General features: G+C 73.8%; 14 protein-coding genes. 7 read left to right on the top strand and 7 right to left on the bottom strand.

From position 1 onward, the window contains the following. Positions 1-24 precede the first annotated feature (24 nt). Complete coding sequence (gene ctaD, locus ACQP1S_RS13955; RefSeq protein ID WP_432906896.1) at positions 25-2,028, top strand: aa3-type cytochrome oxidase subunit I; 2,004 nt, start codon at positions 25-27, stop codon at positions 2,026-2,028. A 138-nt stretch (positions 2,029-2,166) separates the two neighbouring features. Here the strand turns inward: ctaD and ACQP1S_RS13950 are convergent, their stop codons facing one another. From ACQP1S_RS13950 to ACQP1S_RS13935, 4 genes are all read right to left on the bottom strand, one after another. Continuing rightward, positions 2,167-3,306, bottom strand: coding sequence for a SigB/SigF/SigG family RNA polymerase sigma factor (locus ACQP1S_RS13950; RefSeq protein WP_432906894.1), 1,140 nt, complete (start codon positions 3,304-3,306; stop codon positions 2,167-2,169). Between the two features lie 333 nt (positions 3,307-3,639). Next, positions 3,640-5,031 (bottom strand): hypothetical protein, encoded by a 1,392-nt coding sequence (locus ACQP1S_RS13945; RefSeq protein ID WP_432908005.1) that lies wholly within the window; start codon positions 5,029-5,031, stop codon positions 3,640-3,642. Positions 5,032-5,278: 247 nt separating this feature from the next. Beyond that, positions 5,279-7,042, bottom strand: coding sequence for a thiamine pyrophosphate-binding protein (locus ACQP1S_RS13940; RefSeq protein WP_432906893.1), 1,764 nt, complete (start codon positions 7,040-7,042; stop codon positions 5,279-5,281). Further along, on the bottom strand, positions 7,035-8,153 hold the full coding sequence (locus ACQP1S_RS13935) for a Vms1/Ankzf1 family peptidyl-tRNA hydrolase (RefSeq protein ID WP_432906891.1): 1,119 nt from the start codon (positions 8,151-8,153) through the stop codon (positions 7,035-7,037). The genes ACQP1S_RS13940 and ACQP1S_RS13935 overlap by 8 nt, the downstream gene beginning before the upstream one ends. A 179-nt stretch (positions 8,154-8,332) precedes the next feature. Here ACQP1S_RS13935 and ACQP1S_RS13930 point away from each other — a divergent pair, with 179 nt between their 5' ends. Then, positions 8,333-8,875 (top strand): hypothetical protein, encoded by a 543-nt coding sequence (locus ACQP1S_RS13930; RefSeq protein ID WP_176738829.1) that lies wholly within the window; start codon positions 8,333-8,335, stop codon positions 8,873-8,875. 47 nt (positions 8,876-8,922) lie between these two features. Here ACQP1S_RS13930 and ACQP1S_RS13925 read toward each other — a convergent pair whose 3' ends face one another. Then, on the bottom strand, positions 8,923-9,261 hold the full coding sequence (locus ACQP1S_RS13925; protein WP_432906889.1) for a DUF3817 domain-containing protein: 339 nt from the start codon (positions 9,259-9,261) through the stop codon (positions 8,923-8,925). A 164-nt stretch (positions 9,262-9,425) separates the two neighbouring features. Here ACQP1S_RS13925 and ACQP1S_RS13920 point away from each other — a divergent pair, with 164 nt between their 5' ends. The 4 genes from ACQP1S_RS13920 to ACQP1S_RS13905 all read left to right on the top strand — a co-directional run bounded on the left by ACQP1S_RS13920 (position 9,426) and on the right by ACQP1S_RS13905 (position 11,835). Then, positions 9,426-10,904 carry a glutamate--cysteine ligase gene (locus ACQP1S_RS13920; protein ID WP_432906887.1) on the top strand — a complete coding sequence of 493 codons (1,479 nt, stop codon included), beginning with the start codon at positions 9,426-9,428 and terminating at the stop codon, positions 10,902-10,904. A 69-nt stretch (positions 10,905-10,973) separates the two neighbouring features. Beyond that, on the top strand, positions 10,974-11,453 hold the full coding sequence (locus ACQP1S_RS13915; protein WP_432906885.1) for a DUF2975 domain-containing protein: 480 nt from the start codon (positions 10,974-10,976) through the stop codon (positions 11,451-11,453). Beyond that, a complete protein-coding gene (locus ACQP1S_RS13910) occupies positions 11,453-11,674 on the top strand; it encodes a helix-turn-helix domain-containing protein (RefSeq protein ID WP_432906883.1) in 222 nt (73 codons plus the stop codon). The genes ACQP1S_RS13915 and ACQP1S_RS13910 overlap by 1 nt, the downstream gene beginning before the upstream one ends. Beyond that, positions 11,671-11,835, top strand: a complete 165-nt coding sequence (locus ACQP1S_RS13905; RefSeq protein ID WP_432906881.1) for a hypothetical protein — start codon at positions 11,671-11,673, stop codon at positions 11,833-11,835. The genes ACQP1S_RS13910 and ACQP1S_RS13905 overlap by 4 nt, the downstream gene beginning before the upstream one ends. A gap of 60 nt (positions 11,836-11,895) precedes the next feature. Here ACQP1S_RS13905 and ACQP1S_RS13900 read toward each other — a convergent pair whose 3' ends face one another. Further along, positions 11,896-12,465 (bottom strand): TetR/AcrR family transcriptional regulator, encoded by a 570-nt coding sequence (locus ACQP1S_RS13900; protein ID WP_432906879.1) that lies wholly within the window; start codon positions 12,463-12,465, stop codon positions 11,896-11,898. Between the two features lie 50 nt (positions 12,466-12,515). On the opposite strand from ACQP1S_RS13900, the gene ACQP1S_RS13895 reads away from it, so the two are divergent. Next, positions 12,516-13,007 (top strand): FBP domain-containing protein, encoded by a 492-nt coding sequence (locus ACQP1S_RS13895; protein WP_432906877.1) that lies wholly within the window; start codon positions 12,516-12,518, stop codon positions 13,005-13,007. On the opposite strand, the gene ACQP1S_RS13890 is transcribed toward ACQP1S_RS13895, so the two are convergent. Next, positions 12,985-14,538: a pentapeptide repeat-containing protein gene (locus tag ACQP1S_RS13890; RefSeq protein WP_432908002.1), complete on the bottom strand. Its 1,554-nt coding sequence runs from the start codon at positions 14,536-14,538 to the stop codon at positions 12,985-12,987. The two genes, ACQP1S_RS13895 and ACQP1S_RS13890, sit on opposite strands and share 23 nt — an antisense overlap. Positions 14,539-14,589 lie beyond the last annotated feature (51 nt).

Genomic DNA, 14,589 nt, shown 5'->3' with positions numbered 1-14,589 from the left:
TCGTCACGACGGGGTGAGAGAGCCATGCCCAGACGGGTAACCACGGAACCCGCACGAGACCGCGGCCCGGCGATCCTCGCCCCGGCCCGGTTCGGTGGCTTCCCCGGCCCGGTCCGTCCGGCGCTGCCCGGCAACAAGCTGCTGCGGCTGCTCGGCACCACCGACGCCAAGCAGATCGGCCTGCTCTACCTGACCACGTCGTTCGTGTTCTTCCTGATCGGCGGGGTGCTCGCCCTGCTCATCCGGGCCGAGCTGGCCCGGCCCCGGATGCAGTTCCTCTCCCCCGAGCAGTACAACCAGGCGTTCACCATGCACGGCACGATCATGCTGCTGCTCTTCGCCACCCCGCTGGTGTTCGCCTTCGGCAACTACATCGTCCCGTTGCAGATCGGCGCCCCGGACGTGGCGTTCCCCCGGCTCAACGCGTTCGCGTACTGGTTGTACCTGTTCGGCGGCACCATGGTCGTCGGCGGCTACCTCACCCCCGGTGGCGCGGCCGACTTCGGCTGGACGGCGTACAACCCGCTCAGCGACGCGACGCACTCCCCGGGCATCGGCGCGAACCTGTGGGTGGTCGGCCTGGTCGTCTCCGGCCTGGGCACCATCCTCGGCGCGGTCAACCTGATCACCACCACGCTGACCCTGCGCGCGCCCGGCATGACCATGTTCCGGATGCCGATCTTCACCTGGAACATGCTGCTCACCGCCGTCCTGGTGATCCTGGTCTTCCCGCTGCTGGCCGCCGCGCTGCTGGCGCTGGGGGCGGACCGGCTGCTCGACGCCCACGTCTACGACCCGGCGACCGGCGGGCCGATGCTGTGGCAACACCTGTTCTGGTTCTTCGGCCATCCCGAGGTCTACATCGTGGCGCTGCCGTTCTTCGGCATCATCACCGAGATCATCCCGGTCTTCAGCCGCAAACCGATCTTCGGCTACACCGGCCTGGTGCTGGCCACGGTCGCGATCACCGTGCTGTCGATGACCGTCTGGGCGCACCACATGTTCGCCACCGGCCAGGTGCTGCTGCCGTTCTTCAGCTTCCTCAGCTATCTGATCGCGGTGCCCACCGGGGTGAAGTTCTTCAACTGGATCGGCACCATGTGGAAGGGGCAGGTCACCTTCGAGACCCCGATGCTGTTCGCCATCGGTTTCCTGGTGACGTTCCTGCTCGGCGGTCTGACCGGGGTGCTGCTGGCCAGCCCCCCGGTGGACTTCCACGTCACCGACTCGTACTTCGTGGTGGCGCACTTCCACTACGTGCTCTTCGGCACCATCGTGTTCGCCGCGTTCGGCGGGGTCTACTTCTGGTTCCCCAAGATGACCGGCCGGCTGCTCGACGAGCGGCTCGGCAAGCTGCACTTCTGGACCATGTTCGTCGGCTTCCACGCCACCTTCCTGGTCCAGCACTGGCTGGGCGACGAGGGCATGCCCCGGCGGTACGCCGACTACCTGCCCGGAGACGGCTTCACCACGCTCAACATGATCTCCACCGTCGGCTCGTTCGTGCTCGGCGCGTCCACCCTGTTCTTCCTCTACAACGTCTGGAAGTCCTGGCGGTACGGCGCACTGGTCACGGTGGACGACCCGTGGGGCTTCGGCAACTCGCTGGAATGGGCCACCACCTGCCCGCCGCCGTTGCGCAACTTCGACCGGATGCCCCGGATCCGCTCCGAGCGGCCCGCCTTCGACGCCAAGTACGGCCCCCTCGTCGCCGACCTCGGCCGGGACCTGCCGCAACGCACCACCCGGCCACCGCAGGAACTGCACGACGAGCTGCACCACGAACGGCACGTCCCCGAGTCGCCGGCGGCCGAGGGCGCGCACGGCGCCCGGGAGGCGGTGGAGTACCAACCCGCCCCGCAGTCCGGTGCCCGCCCGGTGAACGTGCCCGAGCCGGAGGACGTCCGCCGGCCCGGCTTCGCGCACTCCGACGCCCCGGAGAGCGACCAGCCCGGCGGCGCGAACCCGGACACCCCCGAGCGGTGGCGTCACCCGCACGGCACCGACGACGAACCCGGGCACCGCTGACCGACGACCGACCGCCGGGCCGGCACCCCGTGCGGGGGTGCCGGCCCGGCGGTCGTCGTCGCACTCAGGGGCCATCTGGGGACCAGGACGGTCCGGTGGCCGGGCGGCCGGGTCTCAGGCGTCCACGGTGGCCGGGTGTCAGGCGTCCACGGTGGCCGGCAGGCCGGCGGCGGCCAACGACCGTCGTACCGCCGGCTGGACCCGGGTCAGCCGCAACGGCACTCCGGTGCGGACGGCGGCGTCCCGGCCGGCCACCAGCGCGGCGATGCCACCGGCGTCGACGCCACCCGCGCCGTCCAGGTCCACCACCAGCTCGCGGGGCTGCCCGGCGACCGCCTCCAGCATCATCCGGCGCAACTGGTCCGCGCCGTCGCGGTCGATCTCGCCCCCGACCTCCACCACCGTCCGCTCCGCGGTGCGTTTGACCGCGATCCGGTTCCGGCCGGTCTCCGTCTCCGCGGTGCCGTTCTGCCACGGCGGCGGGGTGTCGGCGAGCATCGCCTGACGCAGCCAGGTCAACGCCCGCGACAGCAGCCGGGACACGTGCATCTGGGAGATGCCGAACCGGGCGGCGATCTCCGCCTGGGTCTGGTTGCCGTAGAAGCGCATCGCCAGGATGCGTCGCTCCCGCCAGGGCAGCCGGTGCAGCAGCCCGCTGACCGTCACCCGGTCGTCCACCGACTCCAGCGCGTTGTCCGACTCGCCCACCAGGTCACCGAACTCGGCGGAACTCTCCCCGCCGACCGGCGCGTTGAGCGAGGCGGGGCTGTACCCGGCGGCCGACTCCAGGGCGGCGAGGATCTCCTCCTCCGGCGTCTCCAGCCGGACCGCCAACTCGGCCACGCTCGGCGCCCGGGACAGCTCGCTGGTCAGCGCCGAGGTGGCCTGCCCGACCTCCAGGATCAGGTCGCGCAACCGACGGGGCACGTGCACCCCCCAGGTGCGGTCCCGGAAGTGCCGCTTGATCTCCCCGACGATGGTGATCGCCGCGTACGCGGTGAACGAGCCGCGCTCGGGGTCGTACCGGTCGACGGCGTTGACCAGGCCGAGCCGGGCCACCTGCTCCAGATCCTCCAGCGGCTCACCCCGCCCCCGGTAACGGCGGGCCAGCCTGCCGGCGAACGGCAGGGCGAACCGGACCAGGTCCTCGCGCGCCTCTCCGCGGCGCTCCGGTGGCAGGCCCGCGATCCGCGCGGCGTAGGCCATCGCGGCGGCGTCCAGGTCCTCCAGACCCCGTTCGGTCGGAGGTGGTGTGGTCGTGGTGGTCTGTCCGAACATCCGCGCCTCCCTCAGGAAGGTCCCCGCCCGGATCGAACCGGTCGTGCGCGTGGTGGCACCACGCACCGGGTCGGAAGTGGGGTCACGTGCCGCGCCGGGATCACCGGACGCGCGGAGACGATGACCGGTCGCCACCCGGCGTGATCGCACCGTCGCGGCGAGCGGTCTTCCCGCTCCCCAGGTACTCAACCACGCGGTCCCGGGTTCGCGAGGATGTTTCGGTGTGCCGGGTCGGGCCGGACGGCGCGGACACCCCCGGCGTCCCCTTTCCGGGCTACCGGCCGCCCATCCTCCGCCCGAGGCGGTCGCGTCCGCGCCGGACGGGTGGGCCGGTCAGGAGACGGCCAACCCCAGCGCAGCGCCCGCGTCCCGGAGCCCGGCCAGCGCGTCGTCGACGCCCAGCGGCGGCGGCGTCGGCAGGTCGTACGGTTGACCGCGCAGCACCTCGGTGGCCCGCCGGGTGGCCACCGAGGCGACCGGGTAGCCCCGGGCGGCGGTCCGGTCCAGGGCCCGACGACGACGGCCGAACGCCGCCACCGCCAACCACTGCGGCAGCCCGGCCAGCGCCGGTGAGCGCATCCCCGGCGATTCGGGCAGCACGTCCACCGAGCTGAACGGCTCGCTGCCGGCGAGCCACCACTCCACCTCCTCGACGCTGCGCCGGGTCGCGTTCTCGCACCAGTACGGCACCAGCCCCGCCCGCACCACCTGCCACGGGTCGAACAGCCGGCCGCACTCCACCACCAACCGGTCACCGCTCTTGCCGGCCCGGCGCAGCCACCGGCGGTACAGGTCGGCGGTCGCCGCGCTGAGCACCCCGGGGTGCGGCGTCCGCACCTGACGCAGTTCGTGCCCCCGGGCACGGGCCCAGTGGCCCAGCGCCCGGGTGAAGCCCGGTTCCACCCCGTGCTCCGCGGATTCCCGGGCGGCGGTGACCGGCGGCGGCTCCCAGCCCTGCCCGGTCCCGCCGGCCGCCCGCAGGACCTGACGCAGGGCGGGCGAGTCCGGGTGGAAGTCGACCGGCGCCAACCCGCTGGCCGGGGAGCCGAGCTGGAAGCTGTGCCCCTGCCCGGAGTCCGAGACCGGCCACCGACGCTCGTCGCCGACCAGCAGCACCACCGCCCGGGGCGTCAACCGGTCGGCCAGGAACCGGGCGTACGCCACCGGCAGGGCCCGCCACCGGGCCACCAGGCTGATGGTGACGCCGGCCAGCGCGCCCCGGCTCGCCGGGCAGTGCACCTGACGTACGTGCAGGTCGGGGTTGCCGGCGAGGACCCGGGCGGCGAACGCGGCACCCTGGTCCAGGGCGGCCCCGGGCCGGTCCACCGCGCCGTGCGTCCAGTGCGCGGACATCTCGAACCCGGCGGGCAGCCAGGGCACCCCGAGCGCCACGGCCAGGTGCACGGCGGCGGCGTGCGGTGAGCCCAGCACCAGCGCCGGGTACCGCTCCCGGGGGTACTGGTCGACGATCCACCGGGCCACCCGTTCCCCGTCCACCTCGGCGGCCTGCGCGGCGGTGAGCGCCACCCGGCCGGCGGCCCGCGCGGCGGCCACCCGCCGGACCGGCTCCGGCGCGGCGAGCAACCGGGAGGGTGGGGTCGGGTGTCCCAGGTCGGCGCAGTCCACCCCGCGCAGCGCGCGGGCGGCGGCGGCCACCAGCACCCGCGCGGTGCTGCCCACCGCCACGACCCGGTCGCCGGCCAGTCCCGCACCCTGGGCCGTCAGCCCCGCCGGCACCACCGGCGCCGGCTCCACCCCGCCTCGCTCACTCACCACGCGGGCCGGCTTCCCCTCCCTCTGGGGTCTAAACGGGGCATCCCGCCCCGCCGGGCGCAATCCTCGACCCACCACCGGTAGGCCCTACCGGTGCAGCGGGGCCGCCACCGCCCAGCCCGGCCCGGCCCCGGACGGGTCCGCCGGGGTTGCGCCGGCCGGGGCAGATCGGGACGGTGAGTGCGCAGCCCGAGGGGCGCTAAACGAGATCCTCCGCCTCGACGATCGACCGCTCGGCCGACATCATCCGGTCCCGGATGCGTCGGGTGGCGTCGCCGTCGGCGAAGAGGCTCCGCAGGTCGGCCAGGGCCGGTTCGGGCACCCGCAGCGACACCGTCGGGTCCACCACCGCCTCCAGCACACACGGCCGGTCGGCGGCGAGCGCCTCGTCCCAGGCCGCGCCGACCAGCTCCGGCCGGTCCACCCGGACGCCGTGCAGGCCGAGCAGCCGGGCCCAACCGGCGTACGGCACGTCGGCCCGTCGACCGGGCACACCGGGCACCCACCGGCCGTTGCCCAGCCCGGAGTGGTCGCGGTTGTTGAGCACCAGCACCACCAGCCGGGGATCGGCCCACTCCTGCCAGCGGTGCGCCACGGTGATCAGCTCGGCGAGCCCGTTGAGCTGCATCGCGCCGTCGCCGAGCAGGGCGACCACCGGCTCGTCCGGGCGGTCCAGCTTCGCGGCGAGCGCGTACGGCACGGCGCACCCCAGCGAGCCGAGTGCGCCGCAGAGCTGCGCGTCGACCCCGGGCGGCAGCTCCAGGTGGCGGGCGTACCAGTAGAGCACCGAACCGACGTCCACGGCGACCGAGCCGGTGCGGGGCAGCCGGGCGGACAACTCGTGCAGCACCAGCTGCGGGTTGACCGGCTCGGCCGGCTCGGCGGCGCGGGCTGCGGCCTCCACGCGCCACCGGTCGACGGAGCCCTCCACGGTGGCCCGCCACTGCCGGTTGGGCCGGTCGGCGACCTGGGCCAGCAGCGCGCGCAGGGTCTCGGTGGCGTCGCCGACCAGCGGCACGTCCACCGGGTACCGGCTGCCGATCCGCCGCCCGTCGATGTCGATCTGGATGGTCCGGGTCTGGCCGGGCATCGGGAGGTAGTCGGTCCACGGGTCGTTGGTGCCCACCAGCAGCAGGGTGTCCGCGCCACCCATCAGCTGCGCGGCGGCGGTGGTGCCGACCTCACCGAGCACCCCGGTGTGGAACGGCAACCGCTCGTCGAGCACCGGCTTGCCCGGCAGGGAGGTGGCCACCCCGGCGCCCAGCCGGTCGGCCAGCGCCGTGATCTGCGCCGCGGCGCCCCGCCCGCCCTGCCCGACCAGGATCGCCACCCGCTGTCCGACGGTGAGCAGCGCCGCGGCGGCGTCCAGGTCCGCCTGGTGTGGCAGCACCCGGGCCAGCGGTTCACCCGGCGTCGCGTTGAGCACGCCCGCCGCGTCCGGTTGCAGGTCGGGCACCATGGCGACCTGCAACGCGCGGGGCAGCACCACGCAGGTCGGGCTACGGGTCGCCGCGGCGGTGCGGAACGCCTGATCGAGCAGCGCCGGCACCTGGGCCGGGGTACGGCCGTAGCGGACGAACTGGTGGCAGACGTCGCCGAAGAGGCGGCTCAGCCCGATCTCCTCGTGCACCTCACCGAGCGGGCCGGTGACGTCCTCCCCGACGATCGCCACCACCGGCTTGCTGTCCAGCTTCGCGTCGTACAGGCCGTTGAGCAGGTGCACCGCGCTCGGGCCCTGGGTGGCCAGGCAGACCCCGATGCCGCCGGTGAACTTGGCGTGCCCGGTCGCCATGAAGGCGGCGGTCTCCTCGTGCCGGGCGGGGACGAACTCCGGGTCCCCGCCGGCCGTGGCCAGCGCCTCGACCACCGGGGCGATCGCGTCCCCCGGGCAGCCGAAGACGCGGGGCACCCGCCAGGCCCGCAGCCGCTCCACCACCAGGTGTGCGACCGTACGGTCAGCCATCGTCGCGTCCCGGGGTGGCCGGGTCGACGTACCGCAGCACCGCGCCGACGCCGTCGGCCAGCTCGGGCGCCTCGTCCGGGCCGAGGACGGTCAGGTCCGCGTCCGTGCCGACCAGTGCCCGGACCAGTGCCGCGTCGGCGCGGACCCGTTGCGGGTCGGACACGGCGGCGAGCTGGCCGGGTGCGGTGGCGATGTCGGTGGGCCGAGGTCCGATCCACAGCTCACCGATGGCCGACGGGTCGTCGACGAGCAGCATGGTGTCGACCTGGTGACGTTGCAGGGCGGCCACCACGGCGTCCAGCCCCGCGCCGACGTCCTCCTGGGTGCCGAACCGGTCCAGCGCGGCGGTGACGTGCTGGTCGGCGACCTCGGCGATGGTCTGCACGGTGACGTCGTCCATCGCGGCCGGGTCGGCGCCGCCGGCCCGGGAGCCGGCATCGGTGCGGACCACCACGTCCTGCCAGCGGGCCGGCAGCTGTGCGGCGATCATCCCGGTGGCCCGGATGTCCCCGGCCACGACCACCACGTCCGCGCCGACCCGGTCGGCCAGCTCGGCGGTGGCCGCGGCGGCGTCCCCGGCGTTGTGGTGCCAGGCTTCCATCGCGGCCCGCTGGTAGCGGGACTGGGACCAGCCGCCGGGTTGCACCCGGCGCAGCGGGTAGGTCTGCCGGCCGGTGACGTGGGCCCGTCGGGGCACCCCGCCGGCGCTGACCGCGACCGCGTCCGCGCCGGTGCGGTCGGCGAGCACCCGGACCCAGGCCACCTGTTCACCGCGTTGCGCGAGCAGCGGCATGACGTGCGGCAGCGGGGTGTACGCGGACAGGTCGCGCAGTGGCGGCGCGGCGAGGTACTCGGACAGCACCACCCGGCCCCCGCTGGCGAACGCGGCCAACCCGTAGTCGCCCGGCAGCGGGTCGTGGCCCCGGACCACCCGGTCCAGTGCCGCGATGGTCGGCTCGTCCGCGCCGTCGGCGGCGAGTTGGTCGGCCAGGGCCCGCCAGCGCAGGTCCAACGCCGGACGCGCGTCCTGGGTGTCCCGGGAGGCGTCCAGGTAGACCGAGCACCACGGCCCGGGACGGTCGTAGAGCGGGCGTAGGAACGACAGCTGCATGCTCGACCCCTTTCCGGCTCGGCCGCCCGCTTACCCGCGCCGCCCGGGATGTCACCTCGACCGGGCCGCCGGCCAGCCGGCCTGTCTCACCCGCTGTCGCGACGGCCGTGACTCTCCGGTTCATTCACGTCGTTCTGGCCGCGCGACGGATACCATCTGTGCACGGAAAGGGACTCTCGGTGGTGAACATGGACAGCGATCTCCGAAATCGGGTGGTACGCCCGACCCAACGGATTCTCACCGGGCGGGTGGTCCGTTTCATGGACGGCTACCCCCGCGAGGTCAGGATCGGCCAGCCGGTGCTGGTGGCGGTGCTGACTGCGGCGAGCGTGGCGGGCCTGCTGGTGATGCTGGTGCGCGCCGCCCTGTCCCGGGCCGGCGGGGGCGCGCGCCGCACGTGGAAGGACCTGAAGAAGGGTCCGGAGTTCCTGGTCACCCCGGTGCGGGTGCGCGACGACAAGGGCCTGCTCTACGAGGTGGAGCTGCACGGGCACCTGCCGCAGAGCGCGGTGCACCCGTCCGACTGGGTGCAGCTGACCCTCCGTCCGCAGGACGTCGACCTGCCCCCGCGCATCGAACGGATCGTCAACCTGACCACCGGTCAGCTGCTCACCCCGCGTACCGCCACGGTGTGGAGCCACCTCGGTCCGCCGCTGCTGATCCAGGCGGTGCTGGGGGCGGTGCTGGTGTTGCTGGTCGCCGCCGCCGTGGTCCTCACCTGACGGCGCACCACCCGGGGCCGTCGGCCCGGGTCGGTCGCCGGCCCGGGTCAGCCGACCGGGGTCAGCGGGCGGGGCGACGCCCCGGCGGCCCGCAGCATCCCCCGGCGGGCGGCCCAGCGTTCGAAGAGCAGGGTGGCGAACGGCGGCACCGCGCAGAGCAGGGCGACGAGGGTGACGCCGAGGGACCACCGGTGCAGCCGGGCCACGGCGAGCACCAGGAGCCCGTAGGCCACGAAGAGCGCGCCGTGGATCGGCCCGGAGATCTGCACGCCGATCTCGTTGCCCGGCGGGCCGTACTTGACCGCCATGCCGACCAGCAGGGCCAGCCACGAGCACGCCTCGGCGATCGCCGCCGCCACGAACAACCGGGTCACCTTCTCGCGCATCGGGTCATGGTAGCCAGCCCTCGTCGTCACCTGTCGCGGGATGACCGCCGGGCGACGGGGATCACCCGGGTCGCCGGTGGGTACGTAGAGGGTCCTTCGGGTCTTCCCGGTCCGTCCGGGACGTGCGAGGTTGACAGAACCAACGGGTGACAGGGCGGGTGACCATGGGCGAGGAAGTCGGAGCGCGCACGTTCAGTCGGGAGGATCGGGCCCGCTACCGGGAGAAGGTCCGGCGGTGTCTGGACGTCTTCGCCGAGATGCTGCGGGAGTCCCGGTTCGACGTCGAACGGCCGATGACCGGTCTGGAGATCGAGCTGAACCTGGTCGACGACGACTCCCGGCCGACGATGCGCAACGCCGACGTGCTGGCCGCTGTCGCCGATCCCAGTTTCCAGACCGAGCTGGGCCAGTTCAACGTGGAGATCAACGTGGCGCCCCGGCGGCTCGTCGGCACCGGCACGGCCGAGTTCGAGCAGCACGTCCGGGCCAGCCTGAACGCCGCCGAGGAGAAGGCCCGCACGGTCGACGCCCACATGGTGATGATCGGCATTCTGCCCACCCTGGAGCCGGGGCACCTGACCGCCGGGGCGTTGTCGGCGAACCCGCGCTACGCCCTGCTCAACGAGCAGATCTTCGCCGCCCGGGGTGAGGACCTGCGGATCGCGATCAGCGGGGTGGAGCGGCTGGCCACCACGGCCGACACCATCACCCCGGAGGCGGCCTGCACCAGCACCCAGTTCCACCTCCAGGTCAGCCCGGTCGACTTCGCCGCATACTGGAACGCCGCCCAGGCGGTCGCCGGGATCCAGCTCGCGCTGGGCGCGAACTCCCCGCTGTTCTTCGGCCGCGAGTTGTGGCGGGAGACCCGGGTGCCGCTGTTCCAGCAGGCCACCGACACCCGCTCGGAGGAGATCAAGGCCCAGGGGGTACGCCCGCGGGTCTGGTTCGGTGAGCGCTGGATCAACAGCGTCTTCGACCTGTTCGAGGAGAACGTGCGCTACTTCCCGGCGCTGTTGCCGGTCGGCGACCCGGAGGACCCGGCGCAGACGCTGGCCGCCGGCGGGGTGCCGAGGCTGGCCGAGCTGCGGTTGCACAACGGCACCATCTACCGCTGGAACCGGCCGGTGTACGACGTGTGGAAGGGCCGCCCGCACCTGCGGGTGGAGAACCGGGTGCTGCCGGCCGGGCCGACCGTGGTGGACACCATCGCCAACGGCGCGTTCTATTTCGGGCTGGTCCGGGCGCTCGCCGAGTCGGACCGGCCACTGTGGTCGCAGATGTCGTTCAGCGCGGCGGAGGAGAACTTCACCAGCGGCGCCCGGCACGGCATCGACGCGCAGGTCTACTGGCCGGGCCTGGGCTACCTGCCGGCGACCGAGCTGGTGCTGCGCCGGCTGCTGCCGCTGGCGCACCAGGGGCTGGACGGGTGGGGGGTGGATCCGGCCGAACGCGACCGGCTGCTCGGCATCATCGAGCAGCGCTGCCTGACCGGGCGCAACGGCGCGAGCTGGCAGGTGGCGACGTTGCACCGGTTGGAGTCCGCCGACCATCTCGACCGGCCGGAGGCGCTGCGCGAGGTGGTCCGGCACTACGTCGAGCTGATGCACAGCAACCGCCCGGTCCACGAGTGGCCGATCCCCTGACGGTGCCGGGTCACCGCCCACCCGCCGGAGTCGATTGACTTTCGATAGCTTACGAGCGATAGTCGATACATGACGACGGCGCGTTGGGCGGTCACCGCCCTCAGAGGGTTCCTCGTGGTCCTGTTCGCGGTGTTGGTCCTGTTCCAGACCATGTCGCTGCCCGGCCAGTTCGCCCACCTGGCGCGCGAGGCGCCCGAGCAGGCGTACCTGCGCTGGCCGGCCACCGCCGTGACGGTGTTCTGGGTGCTCTGCGTCCAGGTGGTGATCGTGGCCACCTGGCGGCTGCTCACCCTGGTCCGCCACGACCGGATCTTCAGCGAGCCCGCGCTGGCCTGGGTGGACGCCATCGTCTGGGCCATCGCCGCCGGCTGGCTGGTGCTGGTGGGCGTCTTCCTCTATGTCGGGTTCCACGCCGACGACCCCGGGCTGCCGATGCTGCTGTTCCTCCTGTCGGTGGGCGTCACCGTGCTCGGGCTGCTCATGGTGGTGATGCGGGCGCTGCTGCGGCAGGCCACCGCGCTGCGTACCGACCTGGAGGCGGTGATCTGATGCCCATCGTCGTACGCATCGACGTCGAACTGGCCAAGCGCAAGATGAGCGTCGGAGAGTTCGCCGAGCGGGTCGGGCTGACCCCGGCGAACGTCGCCGTGCTGAAGAACGGCCGGGCCAAGGCGGTGCGGTTCAGCACGCTGGAGGCGATCTGCCGGGTGCTCGACTGCCAGCCGGGCGACCTGCTCGAATTCGTCGACGACGAGGAGCCGATGCCGTGAGATACCTGCTCGCCCTCGCCGCCGTCGTGGTCCTGGCCGCCGGTGTGGCCGGCGTCGTGCTCGGCGAGTCCGACGACTCCCCCGGCCTCCAGTTCCTGGGCGGCCTGCTGGTCATCGGCGCGGTCGCCATCGGCGTGCGGATCGTCCGGCGTCCACGCTAGCGCCGCCGCCGACCCCGGCGTGCGTCCCGCCGACCCCGGCGTGCGTCCCCACCACGGCGGTCAGGGTGCGGGCCAGTTGCGCAGCAGGGCGTCCAGGGCGTCCAGGACCCGCACCCAGGTCTGCGCGGTGTCCGGAGCGCTGTGGCTGAACCCGCCGCCCAGTTCGAGGCTGACATAGCCGTGGAAGACGCTGCCCAGTAGCCGGACCGCGTGGGTCTGGTCGGGCTCGCTCAGCCGGTAGCCGCGCAGGATGGCCCGGGTCAGCTCGGCGTGCCGGCCACCGGCGCTGGCGGCGGCGGTGGCCGGGTCGAGCCTGAGTTGGGCGGCGGCCCACCGGCCCGGATGCTCCCGGGCGTAGTCGCGGTAGACGCCGCCGAGGGCGGCCAGCGCGTCCCGGCCGGCCCGTCCGGCCAGGGCGTCGGCGGCCCGGACGGCGAGTTCGTCGAGGGCGAGCAGGGCGATCCGGGTACGCAGGTCCTGGGAGTTCTTCAGGTGTGAGTAGAGGCTCGCGACCGTGACGTCGAAGCGTCGGGCCAGCGCCGAGAGGGTCACCCGGTCGAAGCCGACCTCGTCGGCCAGCTCGGCCCCGGCCCGGGTGAGGCGTTCCGTGGTCAGTCCCGCACGTGCCATAGCCCATTATGTGTTTGCCTAAAGGTTTTAGGGAAATTAGCGTGGCCCGCATGACACCCCTCACCGAGCAGGAGATTCGGGCCGCATTCGTGAACTGCACCAAGGGCGAGACCAAGCGGCTGTACGTGCCCCGCGACCTGGCCCAGCAACCCTGGGCCGACCTGGACTACCTCGGCTGGCGGGACCCCCGGGCACCGGACCGCGCCTACCTCGTCGCCGAGCTGGACGGCCGCCGGAAGGCGCTGGCCCTGCGCTGCCCCACCCCCACCACCCGGCAACCACCGCGCGGCATGTGCGCGATCTGCCTGACCAGCCCGGCCGGCGGCGTCTCCCTGATGGTCGCGGCGAAGGCGGGTCGGGCCGGTCAGCAGGGCAACTCCGTGGGCACCTACATCTGCACCGACCTCGCCTGCTCCCTGTACGTGCGGGGGCGCAAGGACGCCGGCCCCGGTGCCCGGATGCCGGAGTCGCTCACCCTCGAGGAGAAGGCCCGGCGGACGGTGGCGAACGTCGCCGCGTTCATCGCCAGGGTGACCGGCTGACCTCACCGAGGACCTCGCGGACACTGCGCCGACCGTCGAGCCGCGCCCCGGTGAAGCTGACCGCGCCGTGGAACGACGCCCGCCCGTCGGCACCGCCGAGCCGGAAGGCCGCCCCGGCGAAGACGCTCCCGGCGAACCGGGTGACGCCGTGGAACTGGACGCCGGTGAAGTCGGCGTAGCCGACGTGGCAACCGGTGAGGTCGAGGTCGACCAGGGTGGCCCCGCAGAGCGCCAGATCCATCCCCGCCCAGTGCGGCGGCGCGTCGGGGGTGCCGGCCGACGGCCGCAGCCGCACCGCGAGCGTCCGCTGCGCGGTGCGCCGCAGCTCCACCTCAGCCGCCTGGTCGCCGGTGCGGACGCCGGTCAGGTCGAACGACAGCGGCGTACGCAGGTAGCCGCAGACGGTGTCCACCACCCGCTGCCGCAGCTCCGGCCGGGCGTCACCGAGATCGGCGAGGATCTCCAGCCCCGCCCGGCGGACGTCGGGGTCGGCGTCGGCGAGCTGGCGCGCGTACGGGCTAACGGAGTGGTCGGGCACCAGCTCCGCGCCGTCCCCCGCAAGGGCCGGTGCCGGCGTCCAGCCGAGCGGCCAGCACACCGGCCCGTCATCGGCGGCAGCGGCCCACCGCGCGCCGGCGAGGTCCACGGCCGGCTGGTCGAGGTGGACCGGTCCACCGAACCGCGCCTGCCGGAACGTCGCGTCGGCACCGAACCGCGCCTTGAAGAACCAGGCCGGACCGTCGAAGTGGGCCTGCCGGAACGACACCGGCCCGACGAACCGGGCGCCGTCACCGCCCTCGCTCCACTCCTGGTAGTCACCCATCAGGACGGCGACGGGCCAGTGCGGGTCGTCCTCGTTCGGCTCGTCCCAGGGGGCCGGGCGGGCCTCCTCGATGGTCTCCCAGGCCGGGTCCTCCTCCCACAGTTCGTCCTCGCCCCGGGCGAACCAGGCGATCGCGGTGAACCAGACCCCGGTGAAGTCGGCGTCGGCGCGGAACCGGGCCCGACCGAACCCGGCATGGCCGAGGAACCGGGCCCCGGTGAACCGGGCCGTGCCGTGGAAGACGGCGCGGGCGAAGTCGGCGGCGGCGGTGAACCGGGCGTCGACGAACGAGGTGGCCCCGAGGAACCGGGCGTCGGCGAACCGGACCGCACCCAGCACACAGCCACCCAGGTCGAGGTCCACCAGGGTCGCTTCCCGCAGGTCGAGGGCGACGGCGGGCGACGACGGCTGCCGATCGGCGGCCCCGCCCACCGGCCCGCCCGGTGGGTTCGCCGTCGCCCCGGCGCGCAGCAGCCCGGCGAGCACCCGGCCCGCCTCCCGCCGGGCGTCGGCATCCCACCCGTCGGCGTCGTACGGGGCCCGTAGGTGCTCGGCGACCGACTCGATGGCCCGGGGCCGGAGCCCGGGATGCCCCGCCGCCAGCGCACCGAGCCGACGCAGTGCGGCGACCCGACCCGCGCCCGATTCCTGTGCCACCGCGCGAACGGCCACCTGGTACGCCACCGGGTCCGTGTCCCCTGCCGTCACCTGACCTCCCACCCCGAGCCGGTCGCCGGAGCGTCCCGGCGTCGGCGCAGG

This window comes from Micromonospora matsumotoense (assembly GCF_050951065.1).
GTDB classification, from domain to species: domain Bacteria; phylum Actinomycetota; class Actinomycetes; order Mycobacteriales; family Micromonosporaceae; genus Micromonospora; species Micromonospora matsumotoensis.
Note: the sequence above shows the minus strand (reverse complement) of the source record. Positions and strands in the feature narration are given on the sequence as shown.

Bases quoted from the DNA above. Each gene is read 5' to 3' on its own strand.
- ctaD (WP_432906896.1), top strand. From the start codon at position 25: ATGCCCAGACGGGTAACCACGGAACCCGCACGAGACCGCGGCCCGGCG.
- ACQP1S_RS13950 (WP_432906894.1), bottom strand. From the start codon at position 3,306: ATGTTCGGACAGACCACCACGACCACACCACCTCCGACCGAACGGGGT.
- ACQP1S_RS13940 (WP_432906893.1), bottom strand. From the start codon at position 7,042: ATGGCTGACCGTACGGTCGCACACCTGGTGGTGGAGCGGCTGCGGGCC.
- ACQP1S_RS13935 (WP_432906891.1), bottom strand. From the start codon at position 8,153: ATGCAGCTGTCGTTCCTACGCCCGCTCTACGACCGTCCCGGGCCGTGG.
- ACQP1S_RS13925 (WP_432906889.1), bottom strand. From the start codon at position 9,261: ATGCGCGAGAAGGTGACCCGGTTGTTCGTGGCGGCGGCGATCGCCGAG.
- ACQP1S_RS13920 (WP_432906887.1), top strand. From the start codon at position 9,426: ATGGGCGAGGAAGTCGGAGCGCGCACGTTCAGTCGGGAGGATCGGGCC.
- ACQP1S_RS13915 (WP_432906885.1), top strand. From the start codon at position 10,974: ATGACGACGGCGCGTTGGGCGGTCACCGCCCTCAGAGGGTTCCTCGTG.
- ACQP1S_RS13910 (WP_432906883.1), top strand. From the start codon at position 11,453: ATGCCCATCGTCGTACGCATCGACGTCGAACTGGCCAAGCGCAAGATG.
- ACQP1S_RS13900 (WP_432906879.1), bottom strand. From the start codon at position 12,465: ATGGCACGTGCGGGACTGACCACGGAACGCCTCACCCGGGCCGGGGCC.
- ACQP1S_RS13895 (WP_432906877.1), top strand. From the start codon at position 12,516: ATGACACCCCTCACCGAGCAGGAGATTCGGGCCGCATTCGTGAACTGC.